This window comes from Lentzea alba (genome assembly GCF_047445655.1).
Taxonomy (GTDB): domain Bacteria; phylum Actinomycetota; class Actinomycetes; order Mycobacteriales; family Pseudonocardiaceae; genus Lentzea; species Lentzea alba_A.
Map to the genome: position 1 here is coordinate 1 of NZ_JAJAEG010000045.1, position 15,093 is coordinate 15,093.

Genomic DNA, 15,093 nt, shown 5'->3' on the forward strand with positions numbered 1-15,093 from the left:
GCACTTCCATGATCGGGAGTTACACCGCTCTTTTTACAGTCCCCGTGAGGGTGGCTGTTTCATGGAGAAAGGTGCTCTGAGCTGCAAGGATATGGCTTGTCTAGGGTCTTGTCCGTGCGAGTTCGGGAGCACCTTTCTGGTGAGCAAGCCTACCGGGTTCTATCCGTCGTTGACCGTCGACACCGCGGGAACAGGAGTGGTGTCGCAGGCGGGTGCGGCGTTGCTGGTCACGACAGCGGGGAAAGTCGGGCTGGACCAGGCGTTATCGTCAGCGTCGGGGCGCTGGCGGGCGCCGACCGCGATCCACGACCCAGGAAAGATCCTGTGCGACCTCGCGATCGCGGTCGCTCTGGGCGGTGACTGCCTGGCCGATATCACGACCGTGAGGTCCGAACCGGGCTTGTTCGGGCTCGTCGCCTCAGATCCGACGGTGTCACGGCTAATCGACATCCTGGCCAAGGACGCGGACAAGGCAGTGGCCGTTCTGAACGCAGCCCGCGCGCGAGCACGGGCTGCGGCATGGGCACTGGCCGGCGAACGCTCCCCGGACCATGCCATCGACGCGGACAAACCGTTGATCATCGATCTGGACGCCACCCTGATCACCGCGCACTCCGAGAAGCAGAACGCGGCGCCGACGTTCAAGCGTGGCTTCGGTTTCCATCCGTTGTGCTCGTTCGCCGACCACGGCGCGCAGGGCACCGGCGAACCCCTGTCCATCATGCTGCGGCCGGGTAACGCCGGGTCGAACACCGCCGCCGATCACATCGCGGTGACCCGCAACGCGTTGCGGCAGTTGCCGTTCACCGCCAACGGCGGACGGGCCGGCCGCAAGGTACTCGTCCGCACCGACGCCGCCGGCGGCACTCATGAGTTCGTGGAATGGCTGCACGCAAGGAAACTGGGCTACTCGCTCGGGTTCAATCTGCCCGATGACGCTGTCGAACGCCTGGCCCGCATCCCCGCGCAGGCGTGGACCCCGGCCTATGACGACGAACGCATCCCGCGTGACGGGGCGTGGGTCGCCGAGGCCACCGGCGTGCTGGAGATGTCCGGGTGGCCCACAGGCATGCGGGTGATCGTGCGCAAGGAACGCCCGCATCCTGGCGCGCAGTTGCGATTCACCGACGCCGACGGGCTGCGCCTGACCGCGTTCGCCACCAACACGCCCCGCGTGCAGCTCGCCGATCTGGAACTACGCCACCGCCGCCGGGCCCGCGCCGAGGACCGCATCCGCGCCGCCAAGGCCACCGGGCTGACCAACCTGCCCCTGCACGGCTACGCCCACAACCAGATCTGGGTCGCCATCGTCGCCCTCGCCCTTGATCTGACCGCCTGGACTCAGATGCTCGCCTTGAACGGCCACGAAGCCCGCCGCTGGGAACCCAAACGCCTGCGGCTACGCCTGTTCTCCGTCGCCGGACGCATCGCTCGCCACGCCCGGCAAGTCCACCTCCGACTGGCCAGCCACGCACCCTGGGCCGAACTGATCCAGACCGCCTGCCGACGCCTGCACAACCTGCCACAACTGGCCTGACCAGCAACAACCTGTCCCTGCGAACAAGCACCCACCTCCATCGGGCCGTGGAACCCGACGGCACCCAGCCGACAACGGGCCACTGTGACGACCCCGAACACCGAAAGGAGGACGCCTAACAGCCACCGGACCCGCTCTCAAGCCGGGCCGTCACCCGCACGAAAGATCCGGGCTAACATCCAACAATCACCTGGGGAAGTTGATCTATCGCCTCTGGGGACAATCGGCTAGCGCCATCAACACGTCGCTCGCGAGGCAAAAAGAAGGGCCGGAAGTAGCTTGGAACGCCCCTCCGGCCTGTATGGACACATCCGTTCCGATCTGCACGAGACGTGACGGGCGCGACCGCTCATCGGTATGTGGGTGTGTACGCAGCAGTGCCAGCTGTGTCCGTGTCCCGTTACCCACTTGTCTGTCCGAGCGCTGATGATGCAGGCATGGATTACGAGGACCTCAGTAACGACCGGCTCAACGAAGCCGGTGCATATCTGGCGGCTTCGGAAGCGGTGCGCCGTACGCACCACGCCGTCAACTTGGAAGCCGACAACCGGCGATGGCTGCTGACCGTCAACGGCAAGAAGGCCAGAGTGTTCGCGCGCCGGTTCCGCACGGAACGGCCGCTGCGTCGAGCGACTGAACAGAATGTCGAAGGCGTCCATGCTGTTGTCTTCGTCGATCTGACAGCGCCGCTACCATGCTTCTACGTTGCGCCGCCCGAGCACACCACCGCTGGACTTGTCGACCAACACCGCAACGGATGGACGCTGTTCGACTGAGTGATCGACAGTTCACTTGGCGACACCCACGCATGCCGTAGCTCTCCCGCGCCGCTTGAACCTTGTCCTGGGGCAGAAACCGCGCGTGTACCTCGCCGACGCCCACGGTGGCCGCGACCCGTTGTGCCGCTGCGTGATTGTCGCCCGTCAAACGGGGCCTGGTTCTGGGGTCGAAGAGTGCCTACACGGCGTTGCGGAAGTGGCGGGTCGTCACTCGTGTGGCCCAGAAGTTGTTGCGGCAGAGGCGTTCGTGGCATCGCCAAGCGTGTGAATCTGCCTCGGCGTGGTGTTGATGGATGTGAGGGTCTCGGACAGGTCGCGGCAAAGCGGGCAACGGGTCAGGTGGTCTTGGACGCTGTGCCGGCGTCGTGGTCCCAGTGCATTGCGGATAAAGGCGGCGAGATCGCGCACGAACGGCGTACAGGCATCCGCGCCGCAGGCACCCGCCACGTGGGCATCGAGGTAGGCGGTGCGCAGGGATTCCCGTGCCCTGTGCGCACGGGCGGACACCGCGTTCGGTGAGGTGCGCAGCGCTCTCGCTAGTGCGGCGGGGCTGGCGCCGACGACCTCGGTGTACCAGAGCAGTTGTTGGGTCCTGCTCGGCAACGATCGGAAAGCGCGCGCCGCGAGCAGGCGGTCGAGTGCGTTCTCGACGGCCGACTCCTGATGAGACCGTTGCTCCGCATGGCGTGCGTCGTCTGCGGTCGTGCCGGGATCGCTGGTCAGCACCAGCCGTGAGTCACGGCGATGCAGGGCGAGTGCGGCATGGGTGATCGTGGTGAGCAGGTAGCCGCGGAACGAGCGGGTCGGGCCACCCTTGCCGCTCTGCAGGACTGCGAGAACTTGGGCGAACCCTTCCGAGACGAGGTCGTCCGCATCGATGGGATTGCGCGCCAGGTACCGGGCTCGGGTGCGAGCGGCATCGACGTGGCGCAGGTACAGCGCTTCGAACGCGGCCGCCGCTTCGGTGCGCATCAACATGATCAGCTCAGCGTCGGATCGATCCGCTGCTCTGGTGAGGGACCAGTGTGAGCGGGTGCTCATGTCGCGGCTGGAGCCTCGTGCGGCAGCGGGAGAGACCCTGTGCGGTAGGCCGTCGCTACCGCGTGTGCGCGGTCGCGGGCGCCAAGGCGGCGGCGGATCACCGTCATGTGGGTGCGCACGGTGTTGACGGTGATGTCGAGGTTCTGAGCGATGTCGCGTTCGGTCGTTCCTTCGGCGACCAGCGCGAGGACCTGACGTTGCCGGGACGTGAGTACCTCGTGTCGAGAGTCGCCCAACCCACGCATACCGGGGGAGAGGGCCAGGCGCGAGTCGACGTACCGGTGGGCTGGATGCGCGTGCAGAATGGCTCGTGCCATGGTGGAAGCGTCGGTGTCTCTGCTGAGCAGGCATCGCGCTCCGGCCGCCTGAGCAGCACGCACGCATGCCGGAGTGTGGTCGCGCTCACGGAACACGACGGCGACGGTCAACCTCGGATTGGCCGTGATGAGGTCTTCGGCCAGATTCGCGCGCGGGTCGATCGCGCTGTCGAGCACGACGATGTGAGGCCGCGTGGTGCGTACCCCGTCCCGGACGACGTCGGGATGGTCGGTGCCACCCACCCATTCCAGGCCGATCGTGCGCTGCACGACAGTGCGCAGGCCCTCCCGGAACACAGGAGTCGCGTCGGCGGCTAAGACCCGGAAGGCGGCGGCCATGGGGGGTAGGGATGTCACAAAGAACCGCCGAGCTGGTCCACGTCCGAGGTTGCCGGGCTTTGTTCCGTCACTGACGATGCGGCCTCGGCAGAGTTGTCCTGCGACTCTCTGTCGAGAGACTCCAGACCTTCGCGGTAGAGGGACGAGATACGTTCTTTGGCTTGCTGCGCCGCGTTGTCCAGCCACGCATGCTGCTCGTTTGGGTCGCTCATGGTTTCCATCACTCAGGTGATCCGCTGGGCTGCACGGATCAATCTCGGGGTAAGCGCTACATGAACGTAGCAGTAACTATGCGAACTCGCCAATCAGTACACTTTGAGTAGTTGCAGGTGTCTGACCTGCGATTTCAGGTACTGCGGCCGGGTAGTTCCGGGAGTGGAATGTCCGGATCGAGCTGGATGCCTATCTCGCGCAATGCGACATCGAATGCACCCCAGGCCCAACCTGTCAGGTGGAATATCAGGTCGTCGCGGTCGAGCGAGGCGTGCGGCGTCGTGACCCACCGCGCCGCCGCTGTTTCCACCATCCCGACGAGGCCGAACGCCAGCGGATCGGCAACCTGCGGATCGCCGCTGAACAATGCGACGTACTCCGCGATCAACGCACGCAGCAGCTCGCCGATCTGATGGCGGACAGCGGTTGCCTGTTGTTGTTCGCCCGCCTGGAGCCTCATGGACCAGGAGACCAGGTACTCGTAGAGCCGCACGTTCTCGGAGAACCACACCACGTAAGTGCGGACCACGCGGGTGATGAGCTCTCGCGCGCTGCCGTGGGGATGGAGGATGACCGGTGCCAGTTCCGCAACCAGTAGTTCACCGATCCGTTGTGCGACCGAGTCGTACAGATCGTCCGCGCCGTCGAAGTGCCGGTAGAGGGTGGGACGGGCGATGCGGGCGTGTTCGGCGATCTGCTCGGTCGACACCTGTGGTCCATGCTCCGCGATGACGCTTAGCGCCGCCGCGATGACTTCAGCGCGGCGCGTCGCGCGCTGTCCCGCCCAGCGGGCGGCTCGTCCGTCCACGGCTCCCACCCCTCGCCGCCAGGTACGTCCAGTTGTATTGACCCACAGTCAGTAGAGATCAACAACTCGGGACGATGCGTCGCTGCGGCGATCGGGTGACAAGCCATGTGAGAAGCCCGGCCGTGATGCGGTCTGCGGTGTCTCTGCTTGCACGACGGTGTGATCCATGGGCGAGTGAGGTCACGCTCCTGCCCGACGGGGGTGGACGCTGATCAAACAGGCTCGAAAGACACTGGATACCAAAGGCGCGAGCCCTTGGATCGTAGCGACAGCCGATCCTGCTTCAGCACGGTGTCCGCTGACCATTTCCGCATGTAGACCAGTGAGGACGTCCAGCTGGTGCGGGAAATGCCTGCGTGACCATCCGATCCGGTTGACTGAGCCGGGGACGTTCATCGGCAACAGCTCGGATCGGCGGGAACGCTCGCGTCCGACCGCAGTGAACGCCACGTGACCGCGTTCCGGAACGTCAATGGCAGTGTCCGCACGGGGGGATGCACCTGGGGCTCGAACGCGGTCCCGGCGAGATCCACACGCGGTTGATCATCGTCCCACATTGGGGCATAACGATGTCTGGACGAGTGAATCACCGCTCGGCGAGTATCCGGCGCCGCTCACAACCGTCTAAATTCTCGGTGGGAACCATCGGTGAATCCGACACGAGGCGGAGGAGGCAGCTTTGCAACTCGGTCAGCTTCCGCTGGACGAAACCCAAAGTGCGGTCGGCGCATCGCATCCGCCGCCCCATGCTATCGGCACCCCGATTCACGACCAGATCGCCGCACGACTCGGCGTCGACCGCAGCCGACACAGTCCACATGGCACCGTGGCAAGCCCTGCTGGTCCACAATCGCCGTCCCGATGAACGCCGGCAGTCCTCCCGACGCAGATGTGGACGTCCTGGGAGAGTGCGATCTGTGCGCGGGAACGGGCACGATGACCTGGCAGCAGCCGCACCGTAGTGAGGATGGGGCGTTCAGGCTGGTCGAGATGAATCATCCGTGCGTCAACGGCTGCTCCGGGTGGTTCAAAGTCCGGTCGGCTGAGCAACGTGACACCCTCGCGACCGGAACGACTTCGGCCGATGTGCCGGGAAACGTCGCTCAGGCCAACGCTGCACACCGCACGGAATGGTTTCTCCCACCACCACGCTGAAGAACTGGGAGGCCCAGGGTCACTTGGTGGTCAGCCGCGGGCACACGGCCGGGTCGATCCACCACCCGTCGGCGTCCCCGACTTGTCCCGCGGAGACAAGCGAGCCGCGCGAGATCGGCTTCGTGCCGCAGTGCCGCTTCGAACTGTTTCATCCGGTGTTTCAGCAGTCGCAACGGGTGGTCGTCGCCGTGATGTGGTGCCGCTTGGCGCCGATGATCAGATCGAAGCGTTCTGGGAAGCCGCACAGGCGCTGCCCGCTAGTGGCCCAGGTGAGCGCAATCGACGCACATGCGGGTCCGAACGCGCCCGCGTAGTCGAATCGGATCTGGTGCCCGTCGCGGGCCAGTGTCCTGACGCAGGATTGGATCCAGCGAGGTAACAGTGGTCACGTGCGGCCCTCCCGCGAAAGGGTCGCCGTACCATTACAACCCAGAGAATGCCTGCAAATTAAGGGAAGTTGCATGTGAGTGCCTACTGGAACAGGTTACGTGGCCCGCGCTGTCGCTCGTTGAGGAAACGTTGACCTTGGCTTAGCGCACAGATAAGTGCGGAGAGCTCGTTGTCAACGCTCGTTGTCAACGCTCGGTGTCGTAGACGTGGGTGGCGTCCGGACTCGAGCCGCCATCCAAGGCTTCGCTCAGGCCGCCGGAGATACGGGCGAGCCAGGCCGAGGTCGGTCCCGCGTCCTGCTCGAAGGCACGCCCGGTCTCGTCGGTCACCGCGGCCAGTGCGGCGGCGAACACCTGGATGCTCCTCGCCCAGGCTTCGGCCTCCACGCGAGAACGCAGCCGCACCGCACCGGAGTCGGAGGGCAACGTCGCGAGAAAGGTCCCGAGCGCGACGCGCAGCTCGTCGAAGGAGGCCACCTCGTGCAGTGTCAACAACCAGTCGGGCTCGTCCTGACCGAGTTGATCACGCAGGATTGCGATTAGCCGTGTGTCATCAGTGGTCGCGTTCGGCAGAAGTGCCGTTCGATTGTCGTCGAGCGGCATGTTCTCGTAGGAGCGCTCGCGATGGTCGAGCAGGGCCAGAAGTGCCTCCCCATGGCTGCGCAGCACCGAAATCTCGTAGTTGTCGAAGATTCCGATGAGCTCGTCGTCGCAACGGTCCCAGCAGATCACAGCTTCATTAGCGAGACACAGAGGCGATTTTTCCAGTGCTGACACGCATTGTCGCACCTTCGCACGGCAGAGGCTGCCCTCAGGTGCCTAGCCTTGCGCCGTTGGTCCAGACGGGAAACGGGAAAACCGCCACGGACGAACCAGTTCCCGAAGATCGCCACTGTGCCGCGCCCGCGGCACAGTGGCGTCGAACGTTCTGCCGGTTTCTGCTCAGCTGACCGTGCTGTTCCCGGCCGGTGGCGTGGAACTGCTCGGTGACGGGTTGACGCTGGGCAGCGACGACCCGGTAGTCGTGGTCGTCGGAGCCGAGGTGACGACGCTGGGCGAGGTGCTGGTGGGAACCGGCGGCGTTGGGGGAGCCGGTGTCACCGTCCCGCGGGTCGTCGAGGGGGTGGTGACGCGCCGCGGTTCGCTGCTCGGGGGAGCCGAGGTGGTGAGCGGTTCCGTGGACGTGGTCGCCTGGACGAGGGTCGGCACGAGGATTCCCTGGTTCGCCGACCCGCCGCGAGAGGGACCGCTGTCAGCGCCGGACGAGGCGTTGACAGCCACGAGGCCAAAGCAGACTGGGGCGAGTACGGCGCCGGCGCACAGAACGCCACAACCAGCGCACGTCGCCGTCCCTCGTCCTGGAGTGCGGCAACGACAGCGCCGCGGGCGGCCTCACTGAAATGATCCCGGGCCATTGCTCTGGCTGGCAGGGAACGTGGTCCGTCTGTGCTACCGGCATGATCCACGAGGAAGCTGAACCTGGTACGCAGAACGACGGAGTCGACTGGCCGGCCGTCCTCAGTGACGTGCACAGGTCCACCACGGCACCGCAGGGCGCGACAGTGGCGACCAGGTCGCAGCACACAGGCATGATCACCTATTCCTCGGTCAGTCCACTCTCTGACCGAGGAGTGGGTGGTACATGCGTGCTGTCTCGTCACGTCCTGCCTGGGCTATGTCGCTTCCTCACGCTCATCTCGTTGCACGCAACCACAAACCCGCGCCGCATGGCGGAGTCCACATTGCAGAGGGCCTGGAGGACCGCGGTTTCTGTCCGTGAGCACCCGGCCCCGCCTGCTTCGCTGCGCGAGACAGTGTGGCCCATGGTGTCATTGCCGTGAGCATGCCCAGAAACCGCGTCGGGACGCGAGGCGACGGCGCACGTTCCGCTTGCACGCCGCCCACCATGCGAACAGGTGTCGGACGCGCCTTGCTGTTGCGGTGTCTGCGCTACGGGGCGAGGTCAGAGAACGGGCCTCTGCGACGGGAGACTCAAGGAAGTCGGCGCGCAGCGGGATCCCGTCTGGCTCCGCTTCCTGCGAGGGGTTTGAGTCACTGGCGTGATCGCAGTGCCGCCGTATACCTGGTTCAGTTCCTCGCGCTCTGCTTTAAGCGTAACCACGTCGTCGGTGGCAGCGGGGCCGTTGGCCGGCCCAGCGAACGCGAACACCGCGTCAGCGCTGAACGAACGCTGGGAGTCCGTAGACAGACACGTCCGGATCTGCGATGTCACCGTGCGGGCGGTGAACTGGTGTTGTGCGCGTCGAACGCACACAACAGCTCACGTTCGTGTGTGGTTTTCACCGCAGCGTGGGATTGCCGCTCGCCGCGGATCGTCCAAGCCGGGGCGGTCGGCGTGCTGACGCGTTTCCGAGGGATTGGCGATCTCGCGGCCTCAGGAAGCGGCGATGTGGCGTCGCGGACAACTGGCCGCAGTGAGCGCATTGTCTGGCCATATGGCGGGAATGCCCGTTCGTGCAACACCGACGGTCCTTTGGGTATTCTTCTCGTGGAATGCTGTTCACACGTGGACTCGTGTACTAGACAGGAGAGCCGTGAGGAAGTAGTCCGCAGCTCGGGTCCGGACGGCCTGGGAGTCGTTCTGGGAGAACACGATCGGCACAGCGCACCGGGACACTGTCCTGCGGGATAAGATCGACGATGACGTGTCGGCGGCGGCCGCGGGCGATCATCGGGCACGCGCCAGGCTCTTCGCTCATCTGTATCCGTTGATCACGCGCTACTGCCGCGCCCGGATCGGGATGCATCTGCGCGACATGGCCGACGACGTTGTTCAAGAGTCATTGATGAGCGTGCTGCAAGCCCTTCCGAAGTACCGCGTGACGGGTTCGTCCTTCCTCGCCTTCGCCTACGGTATCGCCGCGCACAAGGTCGCCGACGCCAGACGCCGCCTCGCACGCAACCGCACAGACCCGGTCAACGACGTGCCGGACATGGCCTGGGACGGTGTCGGTCCCGAGCAGCACGCTCTGCGCTCCGAACTGTCGGCGCGGATGGGCACGCTGCTGGGCGAACTGTCCGAGTGGCAGCGAGAGATTCTCATCCTGCGCATCGTCGTGGGCCTGTCAGGCAAGGAAACGGCCGAGGCCATCGGATCCACTTCTGGCGCAGTGCGCGTGGCCCAGCACCGCGCACTGTCGAAACTGCGCGCCGCTATAGCAGTCGAGCAAGGTCTGCTCGTGTGAACTTTGTTGCGTCACCGCCAGACTCGGCTGTTCGGTCTGCGCGAACGGTAGAACACTCGCGCCCGCGCACCTGGGGAGGTGGACAGAAGCAGGCGGATACCTAGTCGAGTCTGTCAAGCCGCCCCGGCGTCCGTCAGGCCTACCGTGGCGAGTCCCGTCTGCCGGTGCAGCTCGATCACCTCCAGCCGGGCGGCGCGGGCAGGCCCTCGTTCACCGGGCGCGGAGTGCGAGTGCCCACAGTGCTCCAAGGCGCCAACTGCTCCAGCGATGCTGCCGAACAGCTTCGGCAGCCGCAAACTCTCGAAACCGAAACCCGGCGCTTGCGCTGAAGTGATGAGGTCCGTGCCGACTGCCTGGGAACTCGAGTCACGAGCTCTGGGCGCAACCACCGAATCACGAAGACACAGCTGGCCGGCGGTTCGCATGAACGTACCCCTAAGCGGAGCGTTCATGGGCTTGGACTGAACACGCCAGGGCCTTGATTCGTGCACAGAAATCAGAGTGCCCGAAAGGCCCCGGTGAACATGCCGACGCATGCAGCACGGCGGGTTCCGGCCGTGCCGCGGCCCGCCGATCACGCCTGAGCACCGTCAGGAAGTGTCTCTGCCGCCATCCGAGTCCGTGTGGAGCCAGAGCGGGCGTATCCGCAGAACCTGTCTGCTGAGATTCCCGGTATGAAAAGACGCAGCCAGCATGTCACCCCGGTCGAGAGCGGCAGTCAGCTCCGCTGCCAAAACCGTGAGCGAGAGGACCTCGAGCAGGCGATCCGCTTCGTCCAGAGCACCTGATCTGATCAACTCCTGCCGTCTTTCCCGCAACAACTCTTCAGCCCACACCACCGTCAATCCCCATCCCGTGCCCCGACTCAGTCTGCGCGAAGCTTTCGCAGCGAAGGGGCAACTCGGTGACGGCGACACGCCGCTCTGCCCTTGTGGCGTCGACAGTCTGCCGTCGGACGGCTGCGCGCCGTGGCGGCTGCCCGGAACAGCCCCAGCCAAAGGACTGCGACTGTCAGAGCGGCGTTCTGGTTGCCGCTGAGACATTCGCGACGTGGGGCCGTGGCACTGGAGGACGATCGTCTTGTCCACGACGGACTGTCCACTCAGGCTGCGTCTGTGACGAACCGTGATCGCATGGCCGGCAGGTCGTCACAACAGCGCCGCCCTGATCTCGCTGCTCGTCTCGGCGATGGCATCGCCGAGCCGTTCCTCGTCACCGTCGGCGACAACCCCGAACGCCTGAGCGGCGAGGGCTCGACGTCGGGGACCGAACGCGCACTGGACCGGTACTTTTCAGGCAGCCGACAGTCAACTGATTGCCCTGCTACCGATGCTGAGGCGTGGGTTCACGCGTCCGCTTCTCGACGACCGTGCTGGTCGCGGTGCTTGCCGCGGTCATCACGGGCACGTTCGGCACGATGCTGGTCGACGCACGGGATGATGGTTACTTCGTGCCGGTTGCGAAGCTCGAGCCGACCGGGCAAGTCATGGATGTATCGAGCGTCGTGGTGCGCTGCGGAGCCAATGAACGACGTCACCTCAACCCGGACAACCCGGTCACCGCGCCGGGTGTTCGGGCCGCCGCGCATCACATGCACGAGTACGTCGGCAACACATCGACGGACGCGATGTCGACCGACGCTACGTTGAGCGCCTCCATCAGCACGTGTGAGAAAGGTGATCTGTCCAGCTATTCCTGGCCGGTGCTGAGGCTGACAGACGGCGCGGGTCACGACGTGCACGCGGAGGGCTGGGGGTGCTGATGGCAATCTCGGCGAGGTTCTGCCGCCAGACAGTGTTGAGGTTCGCTACGATGGAAGCCCTGCCGGCCAGGTGGTTCCCATGCCGCGGTTCCTGCGGATGACGACGGGAGACGCGAAGGCGGTCACCAACGGCTTCGGGGCTGACACTCGAGTGAGATGGGGATGCTCGAACACCGCCGGGCGTTTCACGACCAAGTACCCACTCTGCGATGACGGCGACCGGACACTGCGCGTCTACGAGTTCCCCAGTTGCTGGGACGGGGCCAATGTCGACAGTGCCTCACACCGTTCGCACATGGTGTTTCCGCTCGGGAACGGGGTCTGTCCTGTTCGGACGTTTGCGATTCCGCGTCTCATCGTGGCTGTCGGCTACAAGATCCCGCGCGGTCGCTCGTTCGCGATCGACGCCTTCCCCAGCGAGCTGCGCCATCCAGCGACAGATCACGCGGGATTCATCAACGTGATGCCGCAGGCCGAGATGAGAGAGATCGCCACTCGGCTCAACGCACAACAGTGACCGTCACGGCGTTCGATGTGATGCTCCTGCCGTGCTCGTCTCGTTACGCGTCGAGGTATTCGCTGCCAACGGCAACACCGTGGGGTCCACGGTGATCCCCTCGGCCGCTCCGCCGCCCCACCGCTTACTGGCACGTCCGGGGACGTGGTCCTTAGCGCGCCGGGGTGCCTGTCCGGGAGGGCCGATGCGTTTCCTGTGACGGCCCTCTGGCCAGGGAGGTGCTGGACAGGACGCGGTGCACGGTCCCGGTGTTCCTGCATGGCCGGTATCAACCCTGCCGGATCGTTCATTGAAGGCATGGATCGCGTCCCGCACGTAGTCCTCGCTACCTGCATCAACGAGGTGATGTCGCGGAGCGCCCGGCCCTGACCCGACATCAGCACCACGATCGCCCGCCTCAGCTTCGCGGTCCTGGTGATCCGCTGGAGCTTGCGTCCCTCTTCCATCGGTAACCCGCGGACAAACAAGCCCGGACGACGAGCCATGGCTACCTCCCGCACTCGACAAGCGGAACCAGACCCGTACGTATGGCAAACTGAGGTTCACCCTGAACGGTGGACAGGGGCTTAAGAGATTCAGGCAGCTGCTCGGAGTGACTTCTCATAGTCGCTGGGACTGCGCATCCCGAGCGCGGAGTGCCGCCGCACACTGTTGTAGAACGTGACCCACTTGTCAATCGCGGCAACGAGTTCGGCCTTCGTGGCGTAGACGTGCCGGTAGAACTCCTCGTGTTTGAACGTCGACCAGAACGACTCCGCGGGGCTGTTGTCCCAGCAGATCCCGGTCGCGCCCATCGACCGGCGCAGCCCGTGCCGCAACACGCCTGCGCGGTCAGATTCGCCGTGTACTCGCCGCCGCGGTCGGAATGCAGGACTGTGCCACGACATTTACCGCCGCGGGCGGCCACGGCGTCCTCGATGGCGGTGGTCACCATGCCGGCGCCGATGTGGTCGGCGACGCTGTAGCCGAGCACTGTGCGGGAGTGCCCGTCGCGGATCGCGCACAGGAACATTTCGCCCTCACCACAGGACAGATACGTGATGTCGGTCAGCCACACGGCGTTCAGACGGCCCTGGTCGAACTCGCGCTCGACGAGATCCGGCGGGAACGACGCGGACGGATCGACCACGGTCGTTCTCACCTTGAACGTGCGGGGGCTGACGCCCTCGATCCCGATACCGGCCATGACCTTGGCGACGGTTTTCGCGCTGACCACCTCGCCCTGATCCCGCAACTCCGCGGTGATCCGCGGCGACCCATAGGTTCCGCCAGAGTCCTTGTGCGCCTGGGTGATCTTCACCTCCAGGTCCGTGCGGCGCTGCCGACGCGGCGTCAACACCGTTGCCGCACAACGCTTCACGTGTGCGTAGTAACCGGAGGCGGACACCTTCAGCAGTCGCGCCATGCGCCGGACCGCGAAGCGTTCGCCCTCGGGCTCGGTGGTGTCGGCGACGCCGGCCATGTCATCGGAGCCGGCGTACTTGGCCATCAGAGCGAACCGTTGCGGTTCTTCTGCATCGCGGCAAAGGCGAGTGGCCGGGCGGAATCTCACCGCCCGGCTCTCTCAGAACCGTGCGTAAACCTCTCGATTTACACGGCTCCCACCATCCAGCCGTCACCGTCCCGGCACAACGCCGAGCTTCCAGTGCGCGAACAGCCAAGGGACACGACCAGCGACGTCCCTCAGCCATGCCCACGCCCGCTTCGGCCGACGTTTGAGCGACTTGTATTTCCGCACGGCCCACCGCATGAGAAAGGTGTTGATTCCACGGAGGGCCGCATACAGCTCGGACTTCCGGAACCGCCCGTAGAAGGCGATCCATCCGGCCACATGCCGGTTGATGTGGGCGATGATCTCTTGGAAGGTCATGTCACTGCGCCGATGCAGACGCCATCCCCGGATCACACGCCGGATCCGGGTCAGGTTGTCCCGGCTGACCGCGGGTGCGAAGCTGACGAAGAAGTCGCCGTGCCTGCTCTTGGCCAGCCGGGGCCGGAAAGTGTGTCCCAGGAACGTGAACTGCTCGTGCTCATGCGAACCCACGCGTTTGACGTCCTTGCAGTACACCAGCCGGGTCTTGGTCGGGTGCAGCTCCAGCCCGCACTCGGCCAGCCGGGAGGAGATCCTGTCCCGGACCAGCTCCGCCTGGGCCTTGCTGCGGCAGTGCACCACCACGTCATCGCAGTACCGTTCGAACGGGACTCCCGGATAGTTCCGGGCCATCCACATGTCGAACGCGTAATGCATGAAGAGGTTGGCCAGCAAGGGCGAGATCGACGAGCCCTGCGGGCTGCCCCGATCCAGGCTCACCAGCGTTCCGTCCGGGTGTTGCATCGGCGCCACCAGCCAGCGGCGCACATACAACAACACCCAGGGAAGGCTGGTGTGACGCTCGACCGCGCGCATCAGCAGACAATGATCGATAGTGTCGAAGAACGCCCGGATGTCCATATCGACCACCCAATCGTTCTCCCAGCACCGTTTCCGGGTCACCGCCAGCGCGTCATGCGCCGACCGGCCCGGCCGATACCCGTAGGAATCCGGATGGAACATCGGCTCCACCCCAGGTTCCAGCACCATGCGCACCACAGTCTGCGCGATCCGGTCGGCCACGGTGGGCACCCCGAGCGTCCTGACCTCGTTTCGCTTGCCAGGCTTAGGGATCTCCACCGCGCGCACCGGCGGCGGGAAGTAACTGCCTGACGACAACCGGTTCCACAGCTTGAAGAGGTTGCCTTTCAGATCCGCCTCGAACTGCTGGATCGACTCACCGTCAACTCCCGCCGCACCCTTGTTCGCCGCGACCTTCTGATACGCCTCCCACACCAACTTCTTGGGAATATCAAACGGTTTCGACCTCGTCTCACTCACCGGCTCCTCCCACTACCGTGGTTGACCCGCGACCGAGACCAGATGGCCCGTCCCCTTCGCTCCACCCCGATTACCAGGGCTTCATCACTACTACGAGACGGTCCGCCCCCGTGACCTGGACCGGTACTCTGCCTCTCACGGTTTCCGCCGCTTGAGGA

At 65.2% G+C, this 15,093-nt stretch carries 13 protein-coding genes and 1 pseudogene; 6 read left to right on the forward strand and 8 right to left on the reverse strand.

What is annotated here, in order from left to right:
* Positions 1 to 91 precede the first annotated feature (91 nt).
* Positions 92 to 1,537 (forward strand): IS1380 family transposase, encoded by a 1,446-nt coding sequence (locus LFM09_RS44845; protein ID WP_414102802.1) that lies wholly within the window; start codon positions 92 to 94, stop codon positions 1,535 to 1,537.
* Between the two features lie 437 nt (positions 1,538 to 1,974).
* On the forward strand, positions 1,975 to 2,313 hold the full coding sequence (locus LFM09_RS44850; RefSeq protein WP_414102744.1) for a hypothetical protein: 339 nt from the start codon (positions 1,975 to 1,977) through the stop codon (positions 2,311 to 2,313).
* 210 nt (positions 2,314 to 2,523) lie between these two features.
* Here the strand turns inward: LFM09_RS44850 and LFM09_RS44855 are convergent, their stop codons facing one another.
* From LFM09_RS44855 to LFM09_RS44875, 5 genes are all read right to left on the reverse strand, one after another.
* Positions 2,524 to 3,288, reverse strand: a complete 765-nt coding sequence (locus LFM09_RS44855; RefSeq protein ID WP_414102745.1) for a sigma-70 family RNA polymerase sigma factor — start codon at positions 3,286 to 3,288, stop codon at positions 2,524 to 2,526.
* 65 nt (positions 3,289 to 3,353) lie between these two features.
* Positions 3,354 to 4,013 carry a LuxR C-terminal-related transcriptional regulator gene (locus tag LFM09_RS44860; protein WP_414102746.1) on the reverse strand — a complete coding sequence of 220 codons (660 nt, stop codon included), beginning with the start codon at positions 4,011 to 4,013 and terminating at the stop codon, positions 3,354 to 3,356.
* 14 nt (positions 4,014 to 4,027) lie between these two features.
* A complete protein-coding gene (locus LFM09_RS44865) occupies positions 4,028 to 4,234 on the reverse strand; it encodes a hypothetical protein (protein WP_414102747.1) in 207 nt (68 codons plus the stop codon).
* Between the two features lie 125 nt (positions 4,235 to 4,359).
* Positions 4,360 to 5,034: a TetR/AcrR family transcriptional regulator gene (locus tag LFM09_RS44870; RefSeq protein WP_414102748.1), complete on the reverse strand. Its 675-nt coding sequence runs from the start codon at positions 5,032 to 5,034 to the stop codon at positions 4,360 to 4,362.
* A gap of 1,730 nt (positions 5,035 to 6,764) precedes the next feature.
* On the reverse strand, positions 6,765 to 7,355 hold the full coding sequence (locus tag LFM09_RS44875; RefSeq protein ID WP_414102749.1) for a hypothetical protein: 591 nt from the start codon (positions 7,353 to 7,355) through the stop codon (positions 6,765 to 6,767).
* A gap of 136 nt (positions 7,356 to 7,491) precedes the next feature.
* Between LFM09_RS44875 and LFM09_RS44880 the strand changes: the two genes are divergently transcribed.
* The 4 genes from LFM09_RS44880 (at position 7,492) to LFM09_RS44895 (ending at position 12,063) form a co-directional block, all read left to right on the forward strand.
* Positions 7,492 to 7,977 (forward strand): hypothetical protein, encoded by a 486-nt coding sequence (locus tag LFM09_RS44880; protein WP_414102750.1) that lies wholly within the window; start codon positions 7,492 to 7,494, stop codon positions 7,975 to 7,977.
* A 1,243-nt stretch (positions 7,978 to 9,220) separates the two neighbouring features.
* A complete protein-coding gene (gene shbA / locus LFM09_RS44885) occupies positions 9,221 to 9,784 on the forward strand; it encodes an RNA polymerase sigma factor ShbA (RefSeq protein ID WP_414102803.1) in 564 nt (187 codons plus the stop codon).
* Between the two features lie 1,369 nt (positions 9,785 to 11,153).
* Positions 11,154 to 11,546 carry a hypothetical protein gene (locus LFM09_RS44890; RefSeq protein ID WP_414102751.1) on the forward strand — a complete coding sequence of 131 codons (393 nt, stop codon included), beginning with the start codon at positions 11,154 to 11,156 and terminating at the stop codon, positions 11,544 to 11,546.
* Between the two features lie 19 nt (positions 11,547 to 11,565).
* On the forward strand, positions 11,566 to 12,063 hold the full coding sequence (locus LFM09_RS44895; protein WP_414102804.1) for a DUF1996 domain-containing protein: 498 nt from the start codon (positions 11,566 to 11,568) through the stop codon (positions 12,061 to 12,063).
* Between the two features lie 575 nt (positions 12,064 to 12,638).
* On the opposite strand, the gene LFM09_RS44900 is transcribed toward LFM09_RS44895, so the two are convergent.
* From LFM09_RS44900 to ltrA, 3 genes and pseudogenes are all read right to left on the reverse strand, one after another.
* Positions 12,639 to 12,950, reverse strand: coding sequence for a transposase (locus tag LFM09_RS44900; protein WP_414102805.1), 312 nt, complete (start codon positions 12,948 to 12,950; stop codon positions 12,639 to 12,641).
* Positions 12,851 to 13,552 (reverse strand): annotated as a pseudogene (locus tag LFM09_RS44905) (IS3 family transposase); the annotation flags it as partial. The pseudogene LFM09_RS44905 and the gene LFM09_RS44900, both read right to left, overlap by 100 nt.
* Positions 13,553 to 13,678: 126 nt before the next feature.
* Positions 13,679 to 14,935, reverse strand: a complete 1,257-nt coding sequence (gene ltrA, locus LFM09_RS44910; protein ID WP_414102752.1) for a group II intron reverse transcriptase/maturase — start codon at positions 14,933 to 14,935, stop codon at positions 13,679 to 13,681.
* Between the last annotated feature and the right edge of the window lie 158 nt (positions 14,936 to 15,093).